The sequence below is a fragment of the Quadrisphaera granulorum genome, assembly GCF_003149145.1.
Classification (GTDB): Bacteria; Actinomycetota; Actinomycetes; order Actinomycetales; family Quadrisphaeraceae; genus Quadrisphaera; species Quadrisphaera granulorum.
Window position 1 is genome coordinate 27,316 of sequence record NZ_QGDQ01000032.1, and the last position, 25,719, is coordinate 53,034.

30 protein-coding genes and 2 tRNA genes are annotated in these 25,719 nt (G+C 72.6%); 18 read left to right on the forward strand and 14 right to left on the reverse strand.

Annotated features, from left to right (window positions below; genetic code table 11):
- Positions 1-55: 55 nt before the first annotated feature.
- The 5 genes from arfB (at position 56) to BXY45_RS19220 (ending at position 3,387) form a co-directional block, all read left to right on the forward strand.
- Positions 56-448, forward strand: a complete 393-nt coding sequence (gene arfB / locus BXY45_RS24365; protein ID WP_245961924.1) for an alternative ribosome rescue aminoacyl-tRNA hydrolase ArfB — start codon at positions 56-58, stop codon at positions 446-448.
- 73 nt (positions 449-521) lie between these two features.
- Positions 522-594, forward strand: a tRNA-Asn gene (locus tag BXY45_RS19205).
- Positions 595-877: 283 nt separating this feature from the next.
- Positions 878-2,443 (forward strand): AAA family ATPase, encoded by a 1,566-nt coding sequence (locus BXY45_RS19210; RefSeq protein ID WP_211319756.1) that lies wholly within the window; start codon positions 878-880, stop codon positions 2,441-2,443.
- 66 nt (positions 2,444-2,509) lie between these two features.
- Positions 2,510-2,583, forward strand: a tRNA-Ile gene (locus BXY45_RS19215).
- A gap of 297 nt (positions 2,584-2,880) precedes the next feature.
- Positions 2,881-3,387 (forward strand): Uma2 family endonuclease, encoded by a 507-nt coding sequence (locus BXY45_RS19220; protein WP_109776139.1) that lies wholly within the window; start codon positions 2,881-2,883, stop codon positions 3,385-3,387.
- 51 nt (positions 3,388-3,438) lie between these two features.
- Here BXY45_RS19220 and BXY45_RS24370 read toward each other — a convergent pair whose 3' ends face one another.
- The gene (locus BXY45_RS24370) at positions 3,439-3,663 is read right to left on the reverse strand and encodes a hypothetical protein (protein WP_245961925.1); all 225 of its coding nucleotides are present in this window, start codon (positions 3,661-3,663) and stop codon (positions 3,439-3,441) included.
- On the opposite strand from BXY45_RS24370, the gene BXY45_RS19225 reads away from it, so the two are divergent.
- From BXY45_RS19225 to BXY45_RS19260, 8 genes are all read left to right on the forward strand, one after another.
- Positions 3,656-4,735 (forward strand): heparan-alpha-glucosaminide N-acetyltransferase domain-containing protein, encoded by a 1,080-nt coding sequence (locus tag BXY45_RS19225; RefSeq protein ID WP_245961926.1) that lies wholly within the window; start codon positions 3,656-3,658, stop codon positions 4,733-4,735. The two genes, BXY45_RS24370 and BXY45_RS19225, sit on opposite strands and share 8 nt — an antisense overlap.
- A gap of 68 nt (positions 4,736-4,803) precedes the next feature.
- Positions 4,804-5,385 (forward strand): cyclodeaminase/cyclohydrolase family protein, encoded by a 582-nt coding sequence (locus BXY45_RS19230; RefSeq protein WP_170131621.1) that lies wholly within the window; start codon positions 4,804-4,806, stop codon positions 5,383-5,385.
- Positions 5,382-6,299, forward strand: a complete 918-nt coding sequence (locus BXY45_RS19235; RefSeq protein ID WP_109776141.1) for a bifunctional methylenetetrahydrofolate dehydrogenase/methenyltetrahydrofolate cyclohydrolase — start codon at positions 5,382-5,384, stop codon at positions 6,297-6,299. Before BXY45_RS19230 ends, BXY45_RS19235 begins: the two co-directional genes overlap by 4 nt.
- Positions 6,300-6,399: 100 nt before the next feature.
- A complete protein-coding gene (locus tag BXY45_RS19240) occupies positions 6,400-6,834 on the forward strand; it encodes a hypothetical protein (RefSeq protein ID WP_109776142.1) in 435 nt (144 codons plus the stop codon).
- A gap of 222 nt (positions 6,835-7,056) precedes the next feature.
- Positions 7,057-7,263, forward strand: a complete 207-nt coding sequence (locus BXY45_RS19245) for a hypothetical protein (RefSeq protein ID WP_109776143.1) — start codon at positions 7,057-7,059, stop codon at positions 7,261-7,263.
- Between the two features lie 60 nt (positions 7,264-7,323).
- Positions 7,324-7,812 (forward strand): hypothetical protein, encoded by a 489-nt coding sequence (locus BXY45_RS19250; RefSeq protein WP_109776144.1) that lies wholly within the window; start codon positions 7,324-7,326, stop codon positions 7,810-7,812.
- A gap of 46 nt (positions 7,813-7,858) precedes the next feature.
- Positions 7,859-8,242 carry an ATP-binding protein gene (locus BXY45_RS19255; protein WP_109776145.1) on the forward strand — a complete coding sequence of 128 codons (384 nt, stop codon included), beginning with the start codon at positions 7,859-7,861 and terminating at the stop codon, positions 8,240-8,242.
- 180 nt (positions 8,243-8,422) lie between these two features.
- Positions 8,423-8,764: a hypothetical protein gene (locus tag BXY45_RS19260; protein WP_109776146.1), complete on the forward strand. Its 342-nt coding sequence runs from the start codon at positions 8,423-8,425 to the stop codon at positions 8,762-8,764.
- Between the two features lie 29 nt (positions 8,765-8,793).
- On the opposite strand, the gene BXY45_RS19265 is transcribed toward BXY45_RS19260, so the two are convergent.
- Both BXY45_RS19265 and BXY45_RS19270 read right to left on the reverse strand, forming a co-directional pair.
- Entirely contained in the window at positions 8,794-10,167 is a 1,374-nt protein-coding gene (locus tag BXY45_RS19265) for a GAF and ANTAR domain-containing protein (RefSeq protein ID WP_170131622.1), read from the reverse strand.
- Between the two features lie 217 nt (positions 10,168-10,384).
- A complete protein-coding gene (locus BXY45_RS19270) occupies positions 10,385-10,612 on the reverse strand; it encodes a hypothetical protein (protein ID WP_109776148.1) in 228 nt (75 codons plus the stop codon).
- Between the two features lie 92 nt (positions 10,613-10,704).
- On the opposite strand from BXY45_RS19270, the gene BXY45_RS23520 reads away from it, so the two are divergent.
- Genes BXY45_RS23520 through BXY45_RS19285 form a run of 3 tightly spaced genes read left to right on the forward strand, consistent with a single transcriptional unit; the run spans position 10,705 to position 14,149 of the window.
- Positions 10,705-11,877, forward strand: coding sequence for a hypothetical protein (locus BXY45_RS23520; protein ID WP_170131623.1), 1,173 nt, complete (start codon positions 10,705-10,707; stop codon positions 11,875-11,877).
- 10 nt (positions 11,878-11,887) lie between these two features.
- Positions 11,888-13,906: a primary-amine oxidase gene (locus tag BXY45_RS19280; RefSeq protein WP_109776149.1), complete on the forward strand. Its 2,019-nt coding sequence runs from the start codon at positions 11,888-11,890 to the stop codon at positions 13,904-13,906.
- Between the two features lie 36 nt (positions 13,907-13,942).
- A complete protein-coding gene (locus tag BXY45_RS19285; RefSeq protein WP_109776150.1) occupies positions 13,943-14,149 on the forward strand; it encodes a hypothetical protein in 207 nt (68 codons plus the stop codon).
- Positions 14,150-14,269: 120 nt separating this feature from the next.
- On the opposite strand, the gene BXY45_RS19290 is transcribed toward BXY45_RS19285, so the two are convergent.
- The 3 genes from BXY45_RS19290 to dnaG all read right to left on the reverse strand — a co-directional run bounded on the left by BXY45_RS19290 (position 14,270) and on the right by dnaG (position 17,092).
- A complete protein-coding gene (locus tag BXY45_RS19290; protein WP_109776151.1) occupies positions 14,270-14,545 on the reverse strand; it encodes a hypothetical protein in 276 nt (91 codons plus the stop codon).
- A gap of 145 nt (positions 14,546-14,690) precedes the next feature.
- Positions 14,691-15,056, reverse strand: coding sequence for a hypothetical protein (locus BXY45_RS19295; protein WP_146211283.1), 366 nt, complete (start codon positions 15,054-15,056; stop codon positions 14,691-14,693).
- 122 nt (positions 15,057-15,178) lie between these two features.
- Positions 15,179-17,092 carry a DNA primase gene (gene dnaG / locus BXY45_RS19300; RefSeq protein WP_109776153.1) on the reverse strand — a complete coding sequence of 638 codons (1,914 nt, stop codon included), beginning with the start codon at positions 17,090-17,092 and terminating at the stop codon, positions 15,179-15,181.
- A 177-nt stretch (positions 17,093-17,269) separates the two neighbouring features.
- Here dnaG and cls point away from each other — a divergent pair, with 177 nt between their 5' ends.
- Positions 17,270-18,775: a cardiolipin synthase gene (cls, locus tag BXY45_RS19305; RefSeq protein WP_109776169.1), complete on the forward strand. Its 1,506-nt coding sequence runs from the start codon at positions 17,270-17,272 to the stop codon at positions 18,773-18,775.
- 27 nt (positions 18,776-18,802) lie between these two features.
- Here the strand turns inward: cls and BXY45_RS19310 are convergent, their stop codons facing one another.
- From BXY45_RS19310 to BXY45_RS23935, 8 genes are all read right to left on the reverse strand, one after another.
- Positions 18,803-19,189, reverse strand: coding sequence for a type II toxin-antitoxin system VapC family toxin (locus BXY45_RS19310; RefSeq protein WP_109776154.1), 387 nt, complete (start codon positions 19,187-19,189; stop codon positions 18,803-18,805).
- A gap of 9 nt (positions 19,190-19,198) precedes the next feature.
- Positions 19,199-19,420 (reverse strand): antitoxin, encoded by a 222-nt coding sequence (locus tag BXY45_RS19315; protein ID WP_109776155.1) that lies wholly within the window; start codon positions 19,418-19,420, stop codon positions 19,199-19,201.
- A 174-nt stretch (positions 19,421-19,594) separates the two neighbouring features.
- Positions 19,595-20,878, reverse strand: a complete 1,284-nt coding sequence (locus tag BXY45_RS19320; protein WP_109776170.1) for a deoxyguanosinetriphosphate triphosphohydrolase — start codon at positions 20,876-20,878, stop codon at positions 19,595-19,597.
- An 83-nt stretch (positions 20,879-20,961) separates the two neighbouring features.
- On the reverse strand, positions 20,962-22,206 hold the full coding sequence (dusB, locus tag BXY45_RS19325; protein WP_245961929.1) for a tRNA dihydrouridine synthase DusB: 1,245 nt from the start codon (positions 22,204-22,206) through the stop codon (positions 20,962-20,964).
- Positions 22,207-22,241: 35 nt separating this feature from the next.
- Positions 22,242-22,643, reverse strand: coding sequence for an STAS domain-containing protein (locus BXY45_RS19330; protein WP_109776157.1), 402 nt, complete (start codon positions 22,641-22,643; stop codon positions 22,242-22,244).
- 146 nt (positions 22,644-22,789) lie between these two features.
- On the reverse strand, positions 22,790-23,431 hold the full coding sequence (locus BXY45_RS19335; protein ID WP_109776158.1) for a hypothetical protein: 642 nt from the start codon (positions 23,429-23,431) through the stop codon (positions 22,790-22,792).
- Positions 23,432-23,469: 38 nt separating this feature from the next.
- Entirely contained in the window at positions 23,470-24,264 is a 795-nt protein-coding gene (gene lepB / locus BXY45_RS19340) for a signal peptidase I (RefSeq protein WP_245961930.1), read from the reverse strand.
- A complete protein-coding gene (locus BXY45_RS23935) occupies positions 24,261-24,848 on the reverse strand; it encodes a TetR/AcrR family transcriptional regulator (protein WP_109776159.1) in 588 nt (195 codons plus the stop codon). Before BXY45_RS23935 ends, lepB begins: the two co-directional genes overlap by 4 nt.
- Positions 24,849-24,916: 68 nt before the next feature.
- Between BXY45_RS23935 and BXY45_RS19350 the strand changes: the two genes are divergently transcribed.
- Positions 24,917-25,546, forward strand: a complete 630-nt coding sequence (locus tag BXY45_RS19350) for a DUF2867 domain-containing protein (protein WP_109776160.1) — start codon at positions 24,917-24,919, stop codon at positions 25,544-25,546.
- Positions 25,547-25,719 lie beyond the last annotated feature (173 nt).

Below are 25,719 nucleotides of genomic sequence, written 5' to 3' on the forward strand. Positions count from 1 at the left end.
AGGGCCCCTCGTCATCACGGTTCCCGGGAGGTCGGGCCGCGCGGCGGGTCGCCTCGTGCTGCCCGCTGAGGAGCTGCGGTGGCGCTTCTCGCGCTCGTCCGGCCCCGGAGGACAGGGCGTGAACACGGCGGACTCGCGGGTGGAGCTGTCGTGGGACGTCACGGGCTCGCACGCGCTCGGCGAGGAGCTGCGCGGGCGGCTGCTCGAGGTCCTGGAGGGGCGCCTGGTGGACGGGGTGCTCGTCGTCGTCGCCTCGCAGCACCGGCAGCAGCGGCGCAACCGCTCAGCCGCCCGTGACCGGCTCGCGGCGCTCGTCGCTGCCGCAGCGGCTCCTGCTCCCCCAGCGCGACGGACGACGAGGATCTCCGCCGGGGCGCGACGGCGGCGAGCCGAGGCGAAGCAAGCGCGCAGCAGCACCAAGGCCCTGCGGCGACGCCCCGACTGGTGAACCCGTGTCCTGCCGCAGGGCACGGGTGGCGCCTGGTAATGTCGTCATCCGACGCCGCCGCTGGCGCGTCCTTTCCCGCATAGCTCAATTGGCAGAGCAGCCGGCTGTTAACCGGCAGGTTCTTGGTTCGAGTCCAAGTGCGGGAGCCCTTCTCCTCGACTCCCCCTCCGACGGCGGCGGGGACTTCTCAGAGCCCAACGGTCGCGCCGAGATCCTCTGTCTCGACCCAGGGGCCGCTCCCCCAACACCATCAGAGCGCTTATCGCTCGTGACTCTGTGTGACATGCACGGCTCCAGCCGGGCGGACCGCCAGGCCACCACGCCGTGATCATGCAAGTGCGCCGCGTGATCACACCTACAGTTCGATTCGATCAAGGGGTGGTGCGCCGCACGGCGTCCCCCGCCGTGCGAGAGATGGAGCCGGACGACGTGACGCGAGCGACCGAAGTCGACCCCGTTCTCGTGGTGAAGCGCGCAGATGGCCGCGCCGAGGTGACCATTGACGGGGTGATGAAGGTCCTCGAGGCGTCCGAGAGCGCCGAGACCCAGCAGACCATTACCGCGATGGTCACGGAGCGGGCCGCCGCACTCGGCTGCCCCGTGAAGATGATCACTCGCTCCGACGACGGCGACACCGCCGTCGTCGTGTTCCCCTCCGGCGCGGTCTGGCCAGGTAGCGTCGACGAGGCGGCCTCCCCGGAGACCACGACCGTCATCCCGCCCACGCCACTGAAGACGATCATCCGCGCGCAGCCGCGCCGCCCGGCTCGATCCCGGGGCAGCGAGGCCGCGGCGCCGATCGCGGTCATGGCCGACGAGCGGCCGCTCGCCGTCACCAGCACGGTCAGCAGCACGGCCACCGGTCCCGCGGACGAGCCCTCGGTCCCGGCGCGTGCCGCCACCAGCCCGGCCGTCCCGGCGCAGCCAGAGGTGACGGTCCGGGTACCCGGTCGGTCTGCCCCGGCGACGGGCGCGGACTTCACCACGCCCGCAGGGACCGAGGTTTCGATCGGGGACGACGTCTCCCCGACGCCGCCCCTGTACACGGCGCCGATCGTTCACGAGGACGCGACGCCCGCCGCGCGGCCCTCCTTCGTGCGGCACCACCACACCGAGACGATCGCCGCCGAGGGTTGGCGTGGCGCGCTGAACGGGCTCGGGATGCGCCTGGCACCCAGTGAGGACGAGCTCAGCAGCCGAGCCGACATGCAGACGGTCTCCCAGCACTGGATGGGGCCGCGCACCATCGCCGTCGTCAACGCCAAGGGTGGCTCCGGCAAGACCCCGACGACGGCGATGCTCGCGGCCACGTTCGCGCGCTACGGCGGCGCCGGCGTGCTGGCCTGGGAGAACAACCAGACCCGCGGCACCCTCGGGTGGCGCACCGAGCAGGCTGACCACCAGGCAACATCGATGGACCTGCTCCCCCGGGTCGAGCAGATGCTGAGCTCCGAGGCTCGGGTGGCCGACTTGGCCCAGTACGTGCACCACCAGCGCACCGACCGGTACGACGTGCTGTGCTCCCAGCCGTTGGTCCTGGCCAGCGAGCAGCGGGTGACGTCTCGCGACGTCGACGCCGTGCACGACCTGGCCAGCAGGTTCTACCGGATGATCTTCATCGACTCCGGCAACGACGAGTCCGACCCGGCCTGGCTGCGGATGATCGACCACGCGAACCAGATCGTCGTCCCGACGACGACCCGCGACGACCACGCCGAGGCCGGCGCCCTCCTCCTCGAGGCGCTCGCCGCCCGCGACGAGCGGTCCGCGCTGCTCGCCGCCAACGCCGTCGTGGTGGTCTCCCGCGCAGACCCCAAGGCCAGTGCCGCCGACGTCCAGCGCGTGGTCGACGGGTTCAGCGCCCTGGCCCGCGAGGTCGTCGTCGTCCCGTTCGATGCGACCCTCGTCGACGGGCAGCTGCAGTACGACGCTCAGCAGCCCGCCACCCGGCGCGCATGGCTGTCCGCGTCGGCGGCCGTCGCTCGCGGCCTCTGACCCTGATGAGCTGACCCAGACGCGCGGGCCCTGCCCGCGCGTCTGGCAGCATCAGGGGCGCATGACGCCGCGGTAGCTCAGCCGGTCAGAGCAGGGGACTCATAATCCCTCGGTCGTGGGTTCGAGCCCCACCCGCGGCACCGACATCAGTGCACGTCACAGGCCACAGAGGAAATCCCTATGCCCGCACCCTGATCGCTCCAGTCCGCATCTGGTCCGCACTTCCTGCGAGGACGAAGTTCCCAGGCACACCCGGAGTGACGACCGCGGGGTGAGGACTCCGGTGATCGGGAAGGCGTAGAACGGGCGCGGGCTGCCAGGGTGGTTGTCCATGCCACTCGGCACGCACCTGTGTGCAAGCCCCGATCCGGCGTACCGTGCCAGGCGTGTTGGTCCCGTCGCCTCCGTTGAGGGCGGGGAGCTTTCTGCGATGGCCCATGCCGTACGCGGAGTTCCTGGCCCTCGGAGAGACGAAGCACCACGAGTACTACGACGACGTGGTGACGGCGACTTCCCCGTCGCGGCGTCACGTCACCGTGCAGAGCCGCCTCACCCGCTGTCTCCAGGACGCCTGCCCTGACGGTGACGACGTGTTGAGCGAGTGGGGCTGGCAGGCCGCGCCGCAGATGGTGTTCGAGCCGGACGTCATGGTCTTCCATGCTGACGCTCCGGGCCCTGACCTGCTGCGCGAAGCTCCGCTGCTGGTGGTCGAGGTGCTCTCGCCGTCGACGCGCTCCGAGGACGTCGGCCGGAAGCGGGAGCTGTACGGCCTGGCCGGAGCCGCCTGGTACTGGCTCGTGGATCCTCAGAGCGACACCCTCACGGTGCTTCGCAACGACGGCGGCCACTTCGTGGATGCTGCACGCCACCCGGCCGCCATCACCGTGACCGTCGATGAGCCGTTCGCCGTCGAGATCGACTGCGGCGCGCTCTTCGCTCGCTGAGACGAGCGTCAGCGGGGTCGCTCGTTCTCCGGTGCGGCACGAGCGTCGCTCCTAGCCTCGACAGGTGACCTTGCCGCCGGGCGTGCCGACCTCGCCAGCGCTGCGCCCGAGGCGCCAGCAGGACACCGCGACCAGAACGACGACGACGCCCGCCTCAGCGCCAGCTGCACCCCCGATGCGCAGGGGGTCGACGCGCAGTTCGACGCGCAAGGGGTCGACGCGGACCGCGGCCGTCGACGTCGTCCGCGGACTACTGCTCGCCATCAGCGTGGTCACGAGCAGCCTCATCGCTCCGCCGGACTGGTTCGAGCACGCGCCGTGGGCGAGTGTGCACCCCCTCGACGTCGTCTTCCCCGCCTTCGTGGTGCTCACCGGCGCTGGTCTGGGCTTCGCGCACCGTCGCGGCGTCCGCGTGAGCCGGTTGGTGCGTCGCGTCGTCGTCCTCATCGCAGCGGGGATGGCCTACAACGCGGCGATGGCGTGGGCGCGCGACGGCACCGTCGACCTCGACACGCTGCGGTGGACGGGCGTGCTCCAGCTCTACGCGGCGCTGGTGCTGGTCATCGCCGTCCTGCACCTCGTGGTGCGAGGCTGGATCGCGTGGACCGGCGTCGCGCTGGCGCTCGCGGGCGCTCACACGGCGCTGCTCGCGCGCTGGGCGGTCGGCTGCCCCGGCGGCGAGGTCACCCCGCAGTGCAACCCGTCGCTGAGCATCGACAGCGCCGTGCTCCCGACGGCGCACCTCTACGAGCAGTTCAGCCTCGGGCACGACCCGGAGGGACTGGTCGCGCTGCTGGGCGCCTGCGCGACCGCCGCCGCGGGGACGGCGGCCGCCCACGCGATCACCGCCTCGCGCGCCAGCCACGCGGCGGCGCTGGGGCGACTGCTGACGGTCGCCGTCGTCGTCGCTGCCGGAGCTGCCGCCGCCGCTCCCCTGGTCCCGGCCATGAAGCGGCTCTGGACGGCGCCGTTCGGCCTGGGTGTCGCTGCAGCGGTGGTGCTCGTCGTCGCCGTGGTGCACGCCGTGGTCGACGCGCCCTGGGTTGACGCGCCGGGGATCGAACGGGGCGCGGGGGCCGGCGCGCTCGTCCGCTCGGCACGGCGGCCCTTCGTCGCGCTGGGGCGCAACAGCCTGCTCGTGTACTTCGGTAGCCACGTGGTCGCCGAGCTGCTGCTCCTGCGGCCGCTGCGGCCCGACCCCACCGCGGCGCCCAGCTACGCGGAGTCGCTCGGGCAGGGCCTCGGATGGTTGGTGAGCGACCAGGTGGGCTTCAGCGCGGCCGTGCTCGCGTGCTGGTGGGTGCTGGCGACGGCGCTGCACCGGCGCGGCTGGTACCTGCGCGCCTGACCGACGGGTTGACCGGCAGGTTGACCGGCGGGGCGGCGCCGGGCGGACCACGGCTAGGTTGGGCCGCCGTGAGCCAGAGCCTGTGGGCCCTCAGCGTGGCCGACCTGCTGGAGCGGACCGCGTCATCCGCTCCGACACCCGGCGGCGGTTCCGTCGCCGCGGTCACCGGGGCGCTGGGAGTGGGGTTGGTGCAGATGGCCGTCGCCGTGACCGGCGACGGTGCCCTGGACCACCACACGGAGCAGCTGACAGCCGTGCGCGAGCGCGTTGCCGCCGCGGCGGACGGTGACGTCGCCGACTTCGAGCACCTGATGGCCGCTTACCGTCTGCCCCGACAGGACGACGACGACGCGCGCCGTCGTCGTGAGGCCATCGAGGCGGCCAGCGTCCGCGCCACCGAAGGGCCGCTCGGCCTTGTCGAGGCGCTGCTCGACGCCGTCGACCAGTCGCACGTCGTGGAACCGTTGGTAAAGCGCGGCGTGGTGAGCGACGTTCTGGCCGGACGAGACCTGGCGCTGGGTGCCGCTCGCGCGGGCTTGCGCACGGCCGACATCAACATCGATGCGCTCGAACGCCTCTCCTCGGAGCAGGTGCCCGGGCTCCGCGAGCGCCGTGACGCCCTGGTGGAGCGGCTGGAGGAGGCAGCATGAGCGCGACCGTGCTCGACCCGTCGCCCGTGGCGGCGGCGTTCCGTGAGGAGGTGCGCGGTCACGTGCGGCACCTGGTGGAGCAGGGCCGCTCGCTGCGCGTGGTGGGGTTGATCAGCCAGGAGAAGGGGCCGGCGGCTACGTACGCGCGGTACGCCCAGCGGGGGTTCGAGGACGTCGGCATCACCTTCGAGCTGCGCCACACCGAGGCGGCGCAGGCGGAGGCCGCCGTCGCGGCGGCCAACACCGATCCCGACGTCGACGGGGTGTTCCTCTACTACCCGCTGACGGACCGCGCCGGTGACCGGTGGCTGCGTGAGCTGGTCGACCCGCGCAAGGACATCGAGGGCATGCACTCGTTCTGGGGTCGCCTGCTCTACGAGAACGAGCGCTTCGTGGACCCGGAGCACCGGCACCGGGCGATCCTGCCGTGCACACCGTTGGCGATCCTCAAGCTGCTGGAGGCGGCGGGGCTGCACAGCGACCGCGAGGCCGCCCCGCTGGAGGGGGTCACCGCGTGCGTCATCAACCGCAGTGACGTGGTGGGCCGCCCCCTCGCGGCGATGCTCGCCAACGACGGCGCCCGCGTGCACTCCCTCGACCTGACCGGTCCGCTGACGTTCGAGCCGGCGATCGGCCGTCACGCCCACGACGTCCGCGACTCCGACATCGACAGGCACGCGGCGTTGGCTGCCGCCGACGTCGTCATCTCCGCGGTGCCCTCGCGCGACTTCGAGCTCGTCCGGGGCGAGGAGATCCGCGAGGGGGCGATCTGCGTGGACGTCGCGGAGTTCACCAACTTCGACAGCTCCGTCCACGAGCGGGCGAGCGTCTTCGTGCCGCGTGTCGGGCCGTTGACCATCGCGATGGCGGCGCGCAACCTCGTGCGCCTGGCGTCGGCCCGCCGACCCGGCTGACCGGCTGCCGCATCGCGCGTCGTCGGCTCACAGGGCCCTTCGGCGTGCGACCCTGGTGGAACGCGCTCCGGCGCGCCGACCGCCGAGAAGGGCGGGCACGATGGCTCTCTCCGAGCACAGCCCCTACGACGACCGCTCCACCCTGGAGCACGTGCGTCACCAGCACGACGAACGCGTCGAGCGCACCGCGCTCGAGGCGACGCAGCGACGCCGCGCGGCGGTCGAGGTGTGGCGGCGCGAGCGTGACGCGGAAGACGGTCGCCGCCAAGCTGACCAGCAGGAGCAGCTGGCGGCCCGGCGGATGCGCGACGAGCAGGTGCGGCAGCGCCACCTCGCCGAGGACGAGGAGCGCCGCGCCAAGAAGCTCCTTGACGACGCCCTGCGCCGCGAGCGGGTCACGGCTCACCTGGCCCGCCAGGACCCGGCCCGGCACGAGCACCTGGCCCGCGCCCAAGCGGACGTCGAACGGGCCACGCAGCGCTGGCAGGCCGCCGACGCCCTGCGCCGGCAGTGGCCCTCGCGCTGGCCCTGGTAGCTCCCGTCTGACTCCTGCCTGACTCCTGCCTGACTCCCGCGCGACTCCCGACGTACGCGCCGGGCAGTAGTCCGCGCCTGTGGCCGCTGTCCCTGCTCGTCGGAGCGCCTCGCCCGTCGAGTCGCTGAGCCAGCCTTGCGATGTAAGGCTGGCTGTCCCGGCGGCGCTCACGCCACCGGGAACCGTGTCGGCGCGCGGCGTCGACAGCCCTGGGGAGGCGCTGTGCCCGCTCTGCTCGCCACCAGCCTGCGTCGCTGGATCGTGCTGTCCGTCGTCGTCCCGATCGGCGCGGCCGTCCTGCGGAAGGTCGCCCGCAGCATCGAGGCGCGACGCGGTCCCAGCGCGGTGACGCGCGGCCTCACGAAGGCCGCCGACACCGCTCAGCGCAGCAAGCGCCGCGGGCGCTCCCGGAGCCGAGGTGGGCACTGAACGGGCTAGTCGCGGATCCTGACCAGGTGCGCTCTCGCGACGATCCCCTACGGTGGATGCGTGCTGGACGGACCACCGGCGGCGGTGCCCGACCCTGACGACGAGGACGCGCTGGCTCTCGAAGAGCAGCGCGTCCTGGAGCTGGCCGAGAAGTTGCGGGCCAATCTTGCGTGCGCTGTGGACCCTGCGGAGCGCGCGGAGCTGGAACGGCGAGCCCGCGAGGTGGCCCGGCAGCTCGATGCGCTCGCCGACGCGTTCGACGCTGCGGCGGAGCGCCGGGATCAGGAGGCCGAAGCGCGTGACACTCATGCGCTGGCGCGAGACAGGGCGGCCTACCGCCGCGCCACGGACGCGGGCGAGCCCGACACGGGCGCCGTGGACCGTCACCACGCCGCCGTGGCCCGGGACTGGGCCGCGAGCGACCGGGTGGATGCCAGGGCTGACCGGCGTCGAGCGGCCAACGCGCGCTCCGCCGCGGCCGAAGAGCGTGAGGCACTGCTCACCGCGAGTGACCAAACGGAAACTGACGATCACGACACGACGAGCTGATCCGGCCCAGCGGGTGCGGACGACGCTCGCCCCCTAATCTCGGAGAGTGCAGTCCGCGTCGGCAGTCCTCGACGCGCTTCCGGGGTCGATCGCTGCCGCTAGGGCCCTCGTGCGCGACAGGTGTCAGGCAGCTGGGGTCTCCGACCTCTCGCGTGACCTCGCCGTGCTCTTGACCAGCGAAGTGGTCACCAACGCCGTGCTCCACGCCGCGAGCAGGGCGCGTCTCAGCGTCTCCGCCACGGCCGAGTCCGTGCTGGTCGAAGTGGGCGACGACAGCACCGAGCTGCCGCAGGTGCTGCGCCTGCGCCGCGGCGCCCCGCACGGGCGCGGCATGGCGCTCCTGGAGGACCTCGCCGACGCCTGGGGCGTGCGCGAGGAACCCGGCGGCAAGGTGGTCTGGTTCACGGTGGCAGGTCACCGCACCCTCTGACGGCGCGTGCTGGCGACGCGTGCGAGGCGCGTGAGATCGCCAGGGCCGGAAGGGGTACCTGCGGCACTCATGCCTCCCTCGGGGATGACACGCGACTCAAGGTCTGGCGCGAGATCGCCGACGACGTGGGAAGCCCCGAGGAGCCGGGGTGTGCACCGCGCCGGAAGGACCCACCCCGTTATGACCACCATCAAGGCCTCCTGCCCCACCTGTGGGGACGTGGAGCTGACCCCGTCCCAGGTGCGACTGGTGGTCTGCACGGTCCCGGCGTGGAGCTTCTACGCGTTCGACTGCCCCACCTGCACCGACGAGATCCGCAAGCACGCCACCGAGGACGTGGTGCGCCTGCTCACCACCGGCGGCGTGCCCGCCGAGCGGTGGGACGTGCCCGCCGAGGCGCTCGAGGAGCACACCGGCGCGGTCATCGGCTGGGACGACGTGCTCGACTTCAGCCTCGACCTGGAGACCACCGACGTCGTCGCCGCTGCTGCGGCCGCGGTCCTGCGCCCCCGTCACGTCTGACGGGAGACCGCACGCCTGACGCTCGACGATCAGGCGCGCGGCTGGCCCGCCGCGCGCTGGCGCGCCCGCTCGAGAGCGGCGCCCAGCGCGAGGTCCAGCGACGTGTCGCTGGGGGCACTGGCCACGAGCACCCCGATGTCGCGCACCTTGACGTTGCGGTCCTGGCTCATGACCACCATGGCGGAGAACGCCTCGTCGACGGTGCACTCCAACCGGCTGGCCAGCGCACCCTTCGCCTGCTCGATCGCGGCCCTCGACTGCATGGCCAGCTTGAGGTTCTCGACCTCGGCGCGCACCGCAGCCGTCCGCTCGGCGACCTCGAGCACCGCTGAGGCCGACTCGGCGAAGGCGCTGGCGCGCTCGCGGTCGATCTCACCGACCTGACCGCCGTAGGCGTTCACGACACCGATCACCCGGCCCCCCACGCGCAGGGGCACCGACACGACGGCGCTCACCGGTCCCTCTGCCACACGTCGCGCCAGCCGGGGCCACCGCTCGTCAGCACCGAGGTCGGCGCTGACCACGACCTCCCCCGTGCGGTGCGCCAGCGAGGCCGGACCCTCGTCGGCGGACCACTGGGCGCCGTCCACCCACTGGGCCTCGGCGGAGTCCGCGGCGCTGTCGGTGGGCTGAGCGGGATCACCCGTGCTGGCGCTGCTGCAGGTCGCGCCGGGGACAGCTGCCACCGCCGCGGCAGCCACCGCGCCGAGCAGCTGGTGCTGCGGAACCTCACCGACGGCGAGCAGCACGAGCTGGGCCATGGACCTGATCGCCGCCACCGCGTGGTCGTCGTCGTCGCTGTCCTGTTGGCCCTGGGTTTGGCCCTGGCTGTGGCCCTGGAGCTGCGCCGGCAGCTCCGGCAGCTCCGTCCCGTCGTCGTGGCGCACGTCCGAGCCGGCGGGGAGCACGAGCACCAGACGACGCTCGCCGGCTTCCGACGAGCACGCCGAGACGACGGCCTGCACCTCGCGCCGGGCGCCCTCGCGCGGCTGGACCCTCAGCCGGGCCACGGCTGTGCCGTCACGGCCGGCGCGCGACAGCAGCGACTGGGCGAGCGGCCGGTCCTCCGCCGCGATGAACGCCTGAACCGAGGTGCTCGCCAGCGAGCCCGAGGGCACAGCCAGCAGGGCCGAGGCGGCGGCGTTCGACAGCTCGATCTCACCCTCGGCGTCGGTGGTCATCACCGGGGTCGGCAGGGCGTGCAGCAGCCGACGCGCCGACTCACGGGCCTGCTCCTGGCGGGCGACCAGCTGGTCGACCGTCTCCTGTTGGGCGGCTAGCTCGCGATCGGCAGCGACCAGTTCCTCGGTGAGCCGCTGGACCTGCAGCTCGAGCGGATGGTGCGACGACGCCGACGGTGCCGACGACACTGACGACGAAGAGGAAGAGGACTGCGCGGACACCAGGAATCGCCCCCCGAGCGAACGGAGCCACCTGGTTTCGATGCGCCACCATGATGCCAGGTGCCGTCACCCGGATGGGACTGGTGTCCGCCCGGCACGCCTCGGGCGGGTGCCCGGCGAGGGAGATCTCCCTCCAGCGGTGCCGCTCCACCGCCACTCACAGGACGATCCGGACCTGAGCTTCCCGGATCATGGCATCACCATCAGTGACCGAAGGTCACCGCTGGGGTCGCTGGTCGCGCTCCTGGAGAACCCTCGCGGCGTGGTCGCCGCTGGCACCGGAGTCGCGCAGTTCGCGCAGCAGCGCCAGGTCCTGGTCCACGTCGCTGAGCAGGGCTTTCAAGTGCGCCCTGGCATCAGGCTGCGCCTGGCGCTCGCTCTCCGGGGGGAGGTCCGGATCGAGGTCCGGAGTGCCGCTGAAGGGGAGCTCGTCGGAGGTCTTCACCGCGACAGGATGCGGCCAGCGCCACCGCTGTGGAGACCCGGCCGGTGAACATCCGGCGAGCAACCCGTGACGAGCGCGAGCACCCTGGCAACGTGAGACCCGTGCGCCTGCACCTGCGCCCGACCCGCGCCCGGCGCCTGCCCACCGACGCGGAGCGGGACCTGACGGGGCTGGGCGCTCTGCTGGCGCACCTGCGCCGCGGCGGCGGCACGCCCGCACGCGCCGTTGCGGCCGGCGACATCCCGGGCGACCTCACGGGAGATGGCCTCACCTGGGACGACGACGACGCGCGCGACCGCACCTGGTGGCCCCAGGGCGTCGCGGCCCTCGACGGCGGACGCGTGCTGCTCGTCGGCTGGTACGAGAAGAGCACGGGGCCGTGGTGGCGCCGACGCGTGCCGCGTTCGCGCGTCAGCGTCGTCGACAGGTCCGATCCCGACCACCCTCGCTACGCGCACGTCGAGCTCGCCGTCAGGCACCGGCGCCCGGTCGCCTGGCTGCGACCGCTGGGCGCGGTGCCGGTGCACGCCGGGGGCCTGGCCGTGGTCACCTCACCGGTCGAGGGCCGGCTGCTCCTCGTGGCGGACACGCTGTTCGGGCTGCGCGTGTTTGCCCTCGATGACGTCCACCGCGCCCCCTCGGGATGGGTCCTCCCCCAGCGGCGCGCCCTGCGGGTGCCACTGCTGCGGGCCGGGCTGGGGGCCGCGCGGTTCCGCTTTTCCTTCACCGGCACCGGCGACCTCGACGGCCTGGGCCCGGTACTCGTCAGCGGCGAGTACCGGCGGGCCGGAGACCGCCGCCCCGGAGGTGCTCCGCGCCTCGTCGTGCACCGGCTCGACCCTGTCACCGGCCTGCCGCTCGGGGATCCGCTCGCGGTGCACCCCGACCAGCCGCCGCGCATGCAGGGCGTCGCGCTGCTCTCGGACGTCCGCGGGCCAGGGCACGAGCGCCAGGGCAAGGACAAGGACGACGACGTGCGCTCGACCGTCTGGGTGGTCTCCGCGAGCGCGGGCCACGACCGCTGCGGCGACCTCCACATGGGCTCCCCCGGCGCCTGGACCACTCACCGCGGTGCGCTGCCGCCGGGCTGCGAGGACCTCGACCCTGCCGTTCCAACTGCCGGTCCAACTGCCGGTCCAACTGCCGGTCCGACGGGCCCGGGCGAGAACGCCCCTCAGCTGTGGGGCGCGAGCGAGCACCCAGGGCATCGGTGGGTGTTCCCGGTGATCGTCCCGCGTGGACAGCAGGTGACCCCAAGGTCCTAGGGTTTCGCCCGTGACCACGCCCGCCCCATCGCCGAGCCACCCCCTGGTGCCCCTGAGCGCCGCCGAGCTGACCCGCAGCCGCGAGCTGCTCGCGGCCAGTGGCCACCTGGCCGAGACGATGCGGTTCGCGTCGGTCGCGCTCGCCGAGCCGCCGAAGGCGGAGCTGCTGGCGTGGCGCGAGGGAGACCCGGTGCCTCGCCGCACCCGCTCGGTGCTGTGGGACCGCGCGGACAACCGCACGTACACCGCCGTCGTCGACCTCGCCCTGGAGGGTGCCGAGGCGGTGGCCGAGTGGCGCGACCTGCCGGGCGAGACGCCCAACTTCACCGTGGACGAGTGGCACGAGGCCGAGGAGGCGCTCAAGGCGCACCCCCGCGTCCAGGAGGCGCTCGCGGCCCGCGGCCTCACTGACCTCGACCTGGTACTCATCGACACCTGGACGTACGGGCGCGAGGTGATGCCGGAGCAGTGGCGGGACCGCCGCCTGGGGTGGGCCGACGTGTGGCGCCGCGAGACGCCGACCGGCTCCCCGTACGCGCACCCGGTGAGCGGGCTGAAGTTCGTGCTCGACATGAACACGTTCGAGCTGCTGGAGGTCCACGAGGACGACGACGCCGCGCGCCGCGCAGTCGGTGCGGTGGACGCGTCCCCCGTCGTCGTCGGCGAGTACGAAGCCGACCTGCTGCCGGCGGTGCTGCCGGGCTTCACCGTCCGCGAGCCCCTCGCCGCGCTGGAGATCACGCAGCCCGGGGGGCCGGGCTTCTCCGTGGTCGACGGGCTCCTGACGTGGGACCGCTGGCAGGTGCGCCTCGGCTTCACCCCGCGCGAGGGGCTGGTGCTGCACGAGCTGACGTGGGTGGACGACTCCCGAGACCAGCAGCAGCGCCGCACGGTCGGTCACCGGCTGTCGTTCGCCGAGATGGTGGTGCCCTACCGCGACCCGTCGTTCGACCACTACCGCCGCACCGCCTACGACATCGGCGAGTGGGGCCTGGGCTACATGACCACCTCGCTAGAACTCGGCTGCGACTGCCTGGGCGAGATCCGCTACCTCGACGCCGTCCTCACCGACTCCCGCGGCGAGCCGTACACGATCACCAACGCCATCTGCCTGCACGAGGAGGACGACGGCGTGCTGTGGAAGCACGTCGACGCGAACGGCCGGGCCGCCGTGCGCCGGTCGCGGGTCATGGTGATCTCGTTCCACGCGACGGTGGCGAACTACGAGTACCTCGTCTACTGGCGCCTCCACCAGGACGGCGCCGTCACCTGCGAGGTCCGCGCCACCGGGATCATGGTCACCACACCGCTGCCGCCGGGTGAGGCGACACCGCCCACGGGCGTGCTCGTGGACGACCGCACCTACGCGCCCATCCACCAGCACTTCATCGTGGCGCGGCTCGACCTCGACGTCGACCGCGACCTCTCCACGCCGGGCGCGCTGCCGACGAACACCGTGGTCGAGGTCGAGTCGGTGGCCGAGCCGATCGGCCCGGGCAACCCGTACGGGCTGGCCGTGACGACCCGGACGACGCCGGTGCGCTCCGAGCGGGAGGCCGCTCGGACTACGAACTCCGCGACGGCCCGCGCGTGGAAGGTGATCAACCCGCAGCGCCGCAACGCCCACGGCGCACCGGTGGCGTACAAGCTGCACACCCCGTCGGCCATCCCGGCGCTGTTCGACACCGAGGCGCCGCAGTTCCAGCGCGCCCCGGTCATCGGCAACCCGGTCTGGGTGACCCGTCACCACGACAACGAACTGTGGCCCGCCGGCGACAACCCGACGCAGTCCGCGCAGGACACGGGCATGACGCGCTGGATCGCGGACGACGAGCCGCTGGAGTCCACCGACGTGGTGCTCTGGCACGTCTTCGGCATCCACCACGTGCCGCGCCCGGAGGACTGGCCGATCATGCCGTGCGACCCGGTGGGCTTCTCCCTCACGCCGTCGGGGTTCTTCGACAGGAACCCCACCCTCGACGTGGCACCCCCGCGAACGGGTGACTCCGGCGGTCACTGCCACGCCTGACCTCAAGACGCGGCGGGCGGACGTCGATGCAGGGGCGTGACCCAGCAGATCGTCGTCAAGAACCGCCAGCACATCCAGGCCGAAGCTGAAGACGCCCTCGGCTACGCGGCGCTGCACGGCGACCCCGACCCCCAGGGCACCGGGGTCTCCCACTTCTGCAAGAGGACCGGGTACTCGCTGCACTCCGTCGGGTTCGACTCCGCCGGGCACCCCCAGACGTGGGTGTTCGCGCGCACTCTCTGACCCGTAGTCCGACCAGCCAGCCGACCAGCAGGGGTCTCCGGTCCGAGGTGGCCGACTGCCCATGATCACGCCCGATCGGGCGTGATCATGGGCAGTCGGCCACCTCGTTCGTCGTTCGGGTCAGACCGGTTCGATCTGCTCGGCGTCGAGCCAGGTGCAGACGAGGTCTCCCCCACCCGTGGTCCAGACGACCCGGGCCATCCAGCCGGCGCCCTCGCGGCGCCACTCGAGCACCAGCCCGGCATGGTCGGCGCCGGTCGCGTGCACCCAGCAGTGGATGCGTCGCTGCGGCCGGCGCTGGGCCTGGGCCTCCTCGGCCGCCCGCCGCGTGCTCTCGTTGGCGGCGACGAGCCAGGCGGGCAGGCCCGTCGTCGCTCGGTCAGTGCCTCCAGCCACCCCGGCAGGATGGCACCTCACCCCACCCGATGGCGAACGGGTGTTCGACCTTGCGGAGCAGTGCCCCATCTCCCGGCGACGATCAAGGAAGTTCTGCACGCCGCGGTGTGCAGAACTTCCTTGATCGTCACTGGAGGGGGCGGGGTCAGCTCGCGTCGGCGACGCCCTGCGCCGCCGCGGAAGCGGTCTCAGCCTCTGCCACAGCCTGACGCTGTGCCTCCTCGAGGGCGGCGCGACGACGACGCCAACGGTCGAGCGCTTCCGCCGAGACCTCGCGCGGCGCGGACACGGGGACCGTGCGCGTCACCGGGAGGGTCACGTCGGGGTGCGCCGGGACGTCGTGGACGACGCCGGGCGACAGGCGGGTCCAGCCCGTCCCGGTCCAGATGTGCGATGCCTGGGCCGACCAGCCGTTGCGGCTGATGGTGACCCGCTCGCACGCCGGCACCTCGGGGTCGAGGTACAGGTCACCAGGGAGGGGACCAGACGAGGGTCGCGGCGTTGCAATCACCTCATCGACGCTACGGCGCGGAGGCATACGGACCGCGGAGCGACACGCTCAGCGACGTGATCGAGACACAGCGTTACTTATGGTGATCCCTGCGGCGGGCGGCAGGGCCGCGAGCGCGTGCCTCAGATGCCGCCCTCGGCGGCCTCGGCGCGCATCCGCTGGCGCTCCGACGCGAGCGCGAAGAGCGCGGCGTACGCCTGGGACGCCGCCTCGTGCTCCCCCGCCGACTCCAGCCGCTGCGCACGCCCCTTGAGGTCGGCTTCGCGCCGCCCGAGCTCGCGCAGCCGGACGTCGAACAGCAGCCCTGCGGCGAGACGCGCCAGGCCTTCCTCGGAGTCAGCAGGCAGCGGCACCACCGCGAGCGCACCGAGCAGGGGGCGCACCTGGTCGGCGGTGCCGTCGGCGCAGGCCTGCATCACGTGGTCGACCCAGGAGACCCCCGCACTCCGCCCGGCGACCACGCCGCCGGCCTTGCGCACCGCCTCGTGGACGGCCCGGGAGGGCGGCAGCACGAAGGCGTCCTCTGGGAGGGCATCGAAGGCATCGGGCACCGCCGCGGGGGCCTGCACCACGAGCGCCAGGAGCTGGCGCTCGGCATCGGCGACGGCGTCGCGCTCGCCCGGTCGCCCGGAACCGCCCCGTGCACGGACGGGCCCGCGCGCGGGCTGCGGAGCGCCGCCCTCCGGGCGGGCGCCGGCTCCGCGGGCGACGCGCGGCACCTCGGCGCCGACGGCACGCAGCACCACCGCGAGGTCCATGCCGAGCATGAGCGCCAACTGGCGGGTGTGCTCCTCGCGCAGCTGCCGGTCCTTGATGCCGGCCACTACGGGCGCCGCGGCGGCGAGTGCCTTGACTCGCCCCTCGGCGGTCTCGAGGTCCCACCCGGACAGCACCGAACGAACCGCGAACTCGAACATCGGCCGCTTCGCCTCGATGAGCGCGGCCACAGCAGCGTCACCGTCGGCGAGGCGCAGGTCACAGGGATCCATGCCGCGCGGCTCCACGGCCACGTAGGTGGCCGCGACGAACTCCTGGTCGTGCTCGAAGGCTTTCAGCGCCGCCTTCTGGCCGGCAGCGTCGCCGTCGAAGGTAAAGACCACCTGGCCGGCGCCGTCGTCGTCGCCCATCATGCGGCGGACGATCCGCACGTGGTCGGCGCCGAAGGCCGTACCGCACGTGGCGACCGCCGTCGGCACCCCGGCGAGGTGGCACGCCATGACGTCGGTGTAGCCCTCCACGACGACGACCTGCTGGCGCCGGCCGATCTCCTTGCGGGCCAGGTCGATGCCGTAGAGCACCTGCGACTTGCGGTACAGCGGCGTCTCGGGGGTGTTGAGGTACTTCGGGCCGGAGTCGTCTTCCGTGAGGCGGCGGGCGCCGAAGCCGATGACGGCGCCGACGACGTCGCGGATGGGCCACACGAGGCGCCCGCGGAACCTGTCGTACGGGCCGCGCTGTCCCTCCAGCGCCAGGCCGCCCGTGATGAGCTCTTCGGTGGTGAAGCCGCGTCCGCGCAGGTGGTCGGTCAGAGCACCCCAGCCGGTAGGCGCATAGCCGACGCCGAACTGCTCAGCCGCGGCCCTGTCGAAGCCGCGGTCCTTGAGGAACTGCCGGCCCACCTGCGCCTCGGGCGAGAACAGCCGCTCGGCGAAGAACTCCGCGGCCACCCGGTGCGCGTCGAGGAGGCGCTGGCGCTTGCCGACGTCCTGCGCGGGACGGGCGCCGCCGCCGTCCTCGTAGCGCAGGGTGATGCCCGCGCGGCCTGCCATCGACTCGACGGCCTCGACGAAGGTGACGCCGGTGGTCTTGACGAGGAAGTCGAAGACGTCGCCGTTCTCCCCGCACCCGAAGCACCGGTATCTGCCGGTCGTGAGGCGGACCGTGAAGGAGGGGGTGCGCTCGTCATGGAAGGGGCACAGGCCCTTGAGGGAGCCGACGCCGGCAGACTTGAGGACGACCTGCTCGCCGACCACCTCGTCGATCCGCACCCGCTCGCGGACGGCGTCGACGTCCTCGCGCCGAATCCTCCCCGCCACCCGGCGAGTCTAGGTGCCTGGGCGCTCGGGACCCGGACCGGCGACGACCAGCTGTGGACGCCCATGGATGGGGGCCGAGGGGGTGGCGTGCCGCGCCTGGAGCGGTCGTGACGGTGCGAGGCGACCTACGCTCGCGAGGTGACGGACCTCCTCGCGCGGCTGGGCGACCTGCCCACGCTGGTCCCCACACCCCCGCTGTGGCTCAGCATCGCGCTGCTCGCGCTCGACGCCGTCATCCGCCTCGTCGCCGTCGCCGTCGTCCCCAGCAACCGACGGCCCTCCTCGGCCATGGCCTGGCTGCTGGCGATCTTCTTTCTGCCCTACGTCGGCATCGCGGCCTTCCTGCTCATCGGCTCACCCAAGCTCCCCCGGGCCCGTCGCCAGAAGCAGCGCACCATCAACAAGATGATCATGGCGCGGACGGAGGGCATGGACGTGCTCCGCGAGGACGACCCGTGGCCGCCATGGCTGGCCTCACTGGTGCGCCTCAACCGCCGCGCCGGCGCGATGCCGCTGGTCACCCGCAACGCCGCGGCGGTCTTCACGGACTACGACAAGGTGCTCCTGCAGCTGGCCGAGGAAGTCGACCGGGCGCAGCGGTTCGTGCACGTGGAGTTCTACATCCTCAACCTCGACGACACGACGCGTCCGCTCTTCGACGCCATGGCTCGGGCCGTGCAGCGCGGTGTCACCGTGCGGGTGCTGCTCGACCACGTCGCCTCGCTGCGTACCCCCGGCTACCGGCGCACGCTGCGCGCTCTGGACGACCTCGGCGCGCAGTGGCACGAGATGCTGCCCGTCCAGCCGCTGCGGGGGAAGTTCCAGCGCCCTGACCTGCGCAACCACCGCAAGATCGTTGTCGTCGACGGGCTGGTCGCGCACACGGGCAGCCAGAACGCCGTCGACCGCAGCTACCACAAGAAGCGCTACGGCCGGCGGAACCTCACCTGGCAGGACCTCATGGTCCGCTTCGAGGGACCCGTCGTCGCTGAGATCAACGCGCTGTTCATCACCGACTGGTACTCCGAGACCGACGAGCTGCTCGAGGCCGAGGCGGAGGCCGCCATCCCCGCGCCACTGGAGGGCGGCACCGCCGACGCCGCGCCCGTGGTCGCCGCGGGCCACCAGGGCCTGCTCGACTGCCAGGTGGTGCCCAGCGGCCCGGGCTTCGACGGCGAGAACAACCTCAAGCTGTTCAACGCGCTCATGTACTACGCGCAGGAGCGCGTCATCATCACCAGCCCGTACTTCGTCCCCGACGATTCCTTGCTCTACGCCGTCACCACCGCCGCCGAGCGCGGGCTGCGGGTGGACCTGTTCGTCTCCGAGATCGGCGACCAGTGGCTGGTGTTCCACGCCCAGCGGTCCTACTACGAGGCGCTGCTGCGCGCCGGTGTGCGGATCTTCCTCTACCCGGCGCCGTACATCCTCCACGCCAAGCACGTGACGATCGACGACGACGTCGCCGTCGTCGGCTCGTCCAACATGGACATCCGCTCCTTCAGCCTCAACCTCGAGGTCTCCGTCATGGTGCGTGGCCGCTCCTTCGTGGAGGACCTGCGCGCCGTCGAGGACTCCTACCGCGCGGTGAGCCGCGAGCTGCTGCTCGCCGACTGGATGCAGCGGCCGTGGCGCAGCAAGCTCTTCGACAACGTCTGCCGGCTGACCTCCGCCCTGCAGTAGCCGGGCACCCGTCCGGGAAGGGTCGCCTCAGACGGGGACGACGGTCACCAGGCAGCGGACGCCGGGCGCACGACTGATCCGCGAGTCGCCGGTGAGGAGGGAGCACCCGAGGGTCTCAGCGAGAGCGACGTAGGTGGCGTCGTACGCACTGAGGTTGCTGCGCAGCTCCCAGGTGCGTTCCAGTAGCCCGGTCGCGGCGTAACGGTGCACCCCCAGCCGGGTCCAGGCGCTGAGCGCGTGCAGTCCCTGTTCGGGCTCGATCACCTTTCCCGCAACGAGACCCCTGAGGGCGCTGGTCAGCTCGGTGTCCAACAGGTGGGGTGCGTGAAGCACCTGTCCGGTGAGCGCCTGGCGAGCGGGGCCATCGTTCAGGAGAGCGCTGACGAGGGCGGAGGAGTCGACGACGAGGGGCACGGGACGTGCTCAGCGATCGTCGCGAGCGTCATCGACGGTGCTGAGGATGTCGCTCATCGGTACGTCGAGGTGCGGGAGTCCGGCCAGGACCGCGGCGTTGTCAACTCGGCGCGTCGACTCGGCCAGCTCACGGACGGCCACCGCAGCAACCGACATCGACTCCTGCTCGGCCATCCGCCGTAGTCGGGCGACGACATCATCCGGCACGTTGCGCAAGTAGAGAGTCGACATGTCGCACCATGCTAGCAACGCGCTTGCACATGGCCTCGCAGATCAACGAAGGCGGCAACCAGCCGCGAACCCGCGTGGGGAGCCTGGCGTCCGGTGGGCAGGCTCGGTACCGCTTCAGTGCTCGGATGCGGACATGGGGCTGCCCACCGGACCTGAGCCTGCCCACCCGCGAAGTCAGGGGTAGGTCATCACCAAGCGGGAGTGCCAGGCCAGGGCGCTCGTGTCCGTGAGCGAAGCGACCTGGTCGACGACGGCACGCAGGCGGCCGGCGTCGTCCTCGGCTTGGGAGTGCCACGCCACGAACGGCGCCTCCATGACGTGTGGCGTCTCCAGGAGGGCACGGACCAGGTCGGTGATCACCTGACGTTCCTCCGCGTAGGAGGAGGCCTTGTCGCGGTGGGAGAGCACGTACGTCGCGGCGACGCCCTTGAGGGTGGCGATCTCCACCTCGGTGGCCCGGGGGACGACGAGGTCGGCCGCGTAACGGGTCAGCGGGCCCGGCCCGGCCACGGCGCGGGTCGCATGCTCGGAGGCGGCGCAGAACCTGCCGATGAGCTGGCTGGTCATGTCCTTGAGCGCCGCGAGCGCCGCCCACGACCCGTCGAAGCCGTCGGCCCAGTACGGGGTGGCGAGGAGCCTGTCGAGGGCGGCCTCGACCTCGACGTCGGAGGCGTCGGGCAAGTGCCAGGCGCGCACCGCGTCGGCGATGGGCCCGCGCTCGTCGCGGGAGGCGAGGGCCCGCAGGTCGAGCCTCCCGGCGACGACGGCGTCCTCCATGTCGTGCACGCAGTAGGCGATGTCGTCGGACAGGTCCATGACCTGCGCCTCGATGCAGCGGCGACGGTCGGGGGCGCCCTCGCGCAGCCAGGCGAAGACGTCGTCGTCGCCGTCGTCGCTTCCCGGGGTGCTGCTGGAGTACACCCCGAACTTGCGGGTCACCCCACGCGGGTCGTCACCGGAGTACCAGGGGTACTTGGTGGTGGCGTCGAGGCTGGCGCGGGTGAGGTTGAGCCCCGCCGGGCCACCGCCCGCGCTGTCGGGGAAGCGGGTCTTGGGCTCCAGGCGGGTCAGCAGCCGCAGCGTCTGCGCGTTGCCTTCGAAGCCGCCGATGGCCGCGGTGAGCTGCGCCAGCGCTGACTCGCCGTTGTGCCCGAACGGCGGGTGGCCGAGGTCGTGGGAGAGGCAGGCGGTGTCGACGACGTCGGGGTCGCAGCCCAGCGCCCCGCCCAGCTCGCGCCCCACCTGCGCCACCTCCAGGGAGTGCGTGAGGCGGGTGCGGGCGAAGTCGTCCGAACCGGGTCCGACCACCTGGGTCTTGGCACCCAGGCGGCGCAGCGCCGAGGAGTGCAGCACGCGGGCGCGGTCACGAGCGAAGGCGCTGCGCTTGTAGCTCTTCGGCTCCTCCGGGGCCCAGCGGGCGCGGGCGTGCTCTCCGTAGCCGCTGCCCTCGCCGTCGATCTCGCAGTGCGCGCCTCGCTGCACCTGCTGGAGCTGCTGGGCTTCGGCGCCCTCCCGGTTCCGGCGCCAGAAGCTGCTCACGCCTAGCCGCCCGCCGTCGCGGCGGGGTCCAGCTCGCCGGCGCGGACCACGTCGAGGGCAGCGCTGTCGAGCTCGCGGGAGTCGAGCCAGCCCTCGGGCAGCACCACGCGCGGTGCCGGGGAGGTACGTCCACGGGAGCCCTCGGCGGCCTCGCCGGGGTGCGGCTGGTCGAGGTCGAGGGTGGCGATGAGCGCGTCGAGCGCGGCCAGGGAGTCGACAAGGCCGAGCTGGGCGCGCAGGTGGCCGCCGACGACGTAGCCCTTGAGGTACCAGGCGACGTGCTTGCGGATCTCGCGGCAGCCGCGCAGCTCGTCACCGAAGTGCTCCACGAGCAGCTCCGCGTGACGGCGCAGCGTCTCGGCCACGAAACGCAGCCCGGGGCGCACCCGGTCGGGCTCACCGCGCATCGCGGCGGCGAGATCGGCGAACAGCCACGGCCGCCCGAGACAGCCTCGCCCGACGACGACGCCGTCGCAGCCGCTGGCCTCGACCATGCTCACGGCGTCTTCCGCGGACCAGATGTCGCCGTTGCCGAGCACGGGGATGCTGGTCACGTCCTCCTTGAGGCGGGCGATGGCCTCCCAGTCGGCGGTGCCGGCGTAGCCGTCGGCGGCGGTGCGGCCGTGCAGCGCCACCCACGCCGCGCCCTCGGCCTCGGCCGTCCGGCCGGCGTCGAGGTAGGTGAGGTGGTCGGGGTCGATGCCCTTGCGCATCTTCACGGTGACCGGGACGTCGGGGCCGCTGGACCGCTTCGCGGACCGCACCGCGGCGCGCACGACGTCACGGAACAGGTCGGACTTCCACGGCAGCGCCGAGCCGCCACCGCGGCGCGTCACCTTGGGGACCGGGCAGCCGAAGTTGAGGTCGACGTGGTCGGCGAGGTCTTCGGTGACGAGCATCCTCACGGCGGCGCCCACCGTGGTCGGGTCGACGCCGTACAGCTGCACGCTGCGCGGGCTCGCGCCCGGCTCGTGCTGCACCAGCCGCAGGCTCTCGGGGGTGCGCTCGACCAGCGCGCGGCTGGTGACCATCTCCGAGACGTACACGCCGGCGCCGTGCTCGCGGCACAGGCTGCGGAAAGGGGCATTAGTCACCCCGGCCATCGGGGCGAGCACCACGGGGACGTCGACGACGTGCGGGCCGAAGCGCAGCGGCGGCAGCAGCGCGGCCAGCTCACCGGGCACTCCCGTGGGCTCTCCACTGGGCTGCCGGCCGCCAGACGGACGGGCGTCGAGTGCGGTGCTCACCGGCCCATCCTCCCGCACCACGGTTCGTGAGGGGCTCATCCGGCGCGCGCGGGGGCCGTCCTGCCGAGCGCCGTGGGCACGTCGGGGTGCAGCGGCATCACATGCTGCATGGCCGTGACGCGGAACAGCGCAGCCACCCGGGGGCTAGTGGAGACCAGCGCGAAGGTGCGCCGGTGCGCGCGGGCCGTCTTGTACGCCTGGACCAGCACACCGAGCGCGGTGGAGTCCATGAACGTCACCTCGCGCAGGTCCACCACCACGCGGGGCGCGCCGGCGTCGCCGTCGTGACGCAACAAGCCGCGGAGCACGCCGCGCAGCTCCGGGGCGGCGCGGATGTCGAGTTCACCGCTGACGCGCACCACCGTGACGTCGCCGTCACCAGCGCCGTCGTCGTCGACGACGCCGGTCTCGCCCGTCTTCCACGTGGTGATGGTCATGTCGCTCCCCGGCGGCGGGCCGCCCTCGTGCTCGGGTAGGTCTGGCCGTCGACCGCTGATCCATGGTTCCAGCGGCCCCTGTCGCGAGCACGCCGAGCACGGCGTGTCTCGCCCGAACGCCGCAGCCAGCTGATGGGCGACGGCGATCAGGCCCGGACCAGCAGCTGCGCTGCCTCCGGAGGAGGCAGCAGCCGCAACGACCACGACGACGACGGCGCCGCGCCGCGACCCCGAGTCTCGACGAAGACCGGGCCGAGGTCTGCAGCGCCCGCCCACCCGAGCTCGTCTTCGTGGACCCACCAGGCGTACCGCTGCCCGTCGACGTCGAGCTCGCGTCGCTGCCACGGGCTCGTGGCCGACGGCAGCGGGGAGAAGACCTCGCGCAGCGCCTGCGACCGCTCCCAGCACGCCTGCATTCGGCGCTGGGTCTCCTCACCGCCGATACCGGTCGGGATGCGGCTGCTGAGCATCAGATGGACGGCGTCGGCGGCAAGGGTCGCGACGTCAGGGTCGAGGAGCAACCCTGCCCCGGAGGGAGCAGCCGGGCGTATGCCGCGTCTCGGGCGTGTCTCCAGCCGCCACATGGGCTCGCGGTAGTCGGAAGTCACGCCGGCGACCTCGACATTCTCCCACCGACAGGAGGTGTCCCTCGCGTCGTCGCCTCCCCAACCCTTGCCGACCACCACGAGCTCGTCGAGCGTGAGATGGGCCGGGACCGCGACGGGGAAGTCAAGCACCTGCGGCGCTGGCATCGGAAGTTCGGGAGGCCCCTCGGGGTCGTCGTCCACGGCGGGGAGTCTGCCCGGCCGGTCCTGGGCGCGGGTGCTCAGCGACCGGGATCGGGCACAGCGGCGAACACGTCGCTGTGTCGCGAGAGCCACCCGAGCCTGGTGAGCGGCCACGCGACCACCACCGCCCGCCCCACCACGGCGCTCTCGGCGACGAACCCGCCGGCCGTCGCCTGATGGAAGCGCGAGTCCTTGGAGTTGCCGCGGTTGTCGCCCATGACCCACAGCTCGCCGTCGGGCACGGTGACGTCGAACGGCACCTGGTCGGTGGAGCTGCCCGGCCGCAGGTAGGGCGCCTCGTCGAGGGCGACGCCGTTGACGGACGTGCGGCCCTGCTCGTCGCAGCAGACCACGTGGTCTCCGGGCAGGCCGACCACCCTCTTCACGAGGTGCCCCTCTGAGCCGTCCGGCAGCACCCGCAGGAAGGTCAGGACCTCGACGACGGCGCCCGTCGCCGCGCCCCTCTCGCTGCTGCCGTCGCTGTCATCACTGCTGTCGTCGAGCCACCCGCGCTCGTCGGTGAAGACGACGACGTCACCGCGCTGCAGCGGCAGCGGCCCCGGCACGAGCGGCGTGACGAGCAAACGGTCACCTTCGAGGAGGGTGACCTCCATCGAGGCGCTGGGAATCCGGAACGGGCGCGCCACGAACGTGGTCACCAGCAGCGACAGGACGAGCGCGCACACCAGCACCACCGTCGCTTCGCGCAAGGCCGCGAAGAGCTTGGCACCGGGACGTCGACGACGCCGACGACGACGCCTAGGGCGTAGCAGCGGAGGCGCCTGCGTGGCGGTGCGCGCGTCGTTGTCGTCGTCGGGAACCTCGCTGCTCACCTGGCCCCCGCCCGGGCGTCAGCGCTCGGGGCGGTGAGCAGGTCGACCAGGTCCACTCCTTGCGACGGCGCCGGTGAGGCCCCGCCAACCAGTCCGATGCGTGCGAGCTGGCGCAGCCCGAGTGCGGAGGCCAGTGCCAGCAGCGCACGCTGGTGGGCCGCTCGCGGCTCGACGCCGAGTTCTTCGAGGAGCGCGGCGACGTGCTCCACCCGGCGCTGGCTCACCCGGGCGACCGCCTCGGCCACGCCCTCGTCGGCGGCTTCGAGGTAGAGCGGGTCTTCTCCGAGCACGGGGTCGGCGGCGACGGCGGCGAACAGCCGCTCCAACCGGGCCCGCGGGTCTGCCGGTCCGTCGGTCGCGTCGGCTGCAGCGACCAGGCGGTCGGTGCGCTCGCGCTCCCACCGCTCCACGACGGCGGCCACGAGCGCCGCGCGGTCGGCGAAGTGCCAGTAGAAGGAGCCCTTGGTGGCTCCCAGGTCGCGCGCCACCGCCTCGACCCTGACGGCAGCAAGGCCGTCGGTGCGGAACCGGTCGTATGCGGCAGCCACCCAGTCTTCTGCGGTGCGGCGACTGGACGTACCCATGATTCCGTACGCTAGCGTACGGAGATCCGTACGCCCCCGTACGGCGCGCCCGCTCGCGAGGAGCTCCGATGACCGCCTTCGCTTCGATGGCCCTGCGCGACATCCCCCGACCAGACTTCGCCGACTGCCTGCTGGTCCCCCTCGCCAACGACGAGCCGCTCGACGCCCGCACCTGGGCCGGCGAGCTCTTCAGCTTCACGGCGATGCCCGGGTGGGTGCGCGGCGCGATGCAGATCCGTCAGCTGCTGGCGCCGTTCATCGGCGTCCGGCGCGCCAACCGCGGAGTCTTTGCCGTGCGTGAAGGCGACGCCGACGAGGCACTGATCGCCGCCGACGAAACCCACCTGCTGTTCCGATACGCCGTGGCCATCCACCGCGAGCAGCGGCTGCTGTCGGTGACCACCACGGTGCGCCTGCTCGGCTGGCGCGGACGGCTGTACTTCCTGCCCGTGCGGGTGGTGCACCCACTGGCGATGCAGGCGCTCGTCAAGTGGGGCCCGGCGCAGCCTGCGACGTCGCCACGAGGGGGCCGCCTGAGCTTGAGCTTCGACCCGTTGCGTCGGCGAGTGCGAGCACATCGGCCTGCATACCAACGGGCAGAACGGAGGCTTGGCGACTGCTTGACCCCGGCGGGCGCCCAGGATCCGGGCGCGAGTCTTGCCGCATTCGCAAGGGCACCCACATGCGCGAGCCAGTGAGAGCGACAGGTACCGAAGCTCCCACCCGGGGACGGCACCCTCGGGGCGGAAGTCACGTCCCGTGAAGTGGTGTAAATCCCCGGAGCCGCTCCCGATGATCAACGGGCCGTCCACATCGACGGCTCGCAAAGATCAAGTTGAGCGGTCACCGCGCGATGTCAGTGAGAACCGAC

Coding starts and splice junctions, on each gene's coding strand:
- BXY45_RS19240 (WP_109776142.1), top strand. CDS start 6,400: ATGGCTCTCTCCGAGCACAGCCCCTACGACGACCGCTCCACCCTGGAG.
- BXY45_RS19220 (WP_109776139.1), top strand. CDS start 2,881: ATGCCGTACGCGGAGTTCCTGGCCCTCGGAGAGACGAAGCACCACGAG.
- BXY45_RS23935 (WP_109776159.1), bottom strand. CDS start 24,848: ATGGGTACGTCCAGTCGCCGCACCGCAGAAGACTGGGTGGCTGCCGCA.
- BXY45_RS19330 (WP_109776157.1), bottom strand. CDS start 22,643: ATGACCATCACCACGTGGAAGACGGGCGAGACCGGCGTCGTCGACGAC.
- BXY45_RS19235 (WP_109776141.1), top strand. CDS start 5,382: ATGAGCGCGACCGTGCTCGACCCGTCGCCCGTGGCGGCGGCGTTCCGT.
- BXY45_RS19315 (WP_109776155.1), bottom strand. CDS start 19,420: ATGTCGACTCTCTACTTGCGCAACGTGCCGGATGATGTCGTCGCCCGA.
- BXY45_RS19350 (WP_109776160.1), top strand. CDS start 24,917: ATGACCGCCTTCGCTTCGATGGCCCTGCGCGACATCCCCCGACCAGAC.
- BXY45_RS19260 (WP_109776146.1), top strand. CDS start 8,423: ATGACCACCATCAAGGCCTCCTGCCCCACCTGTGGGGACGTGGAGCTG.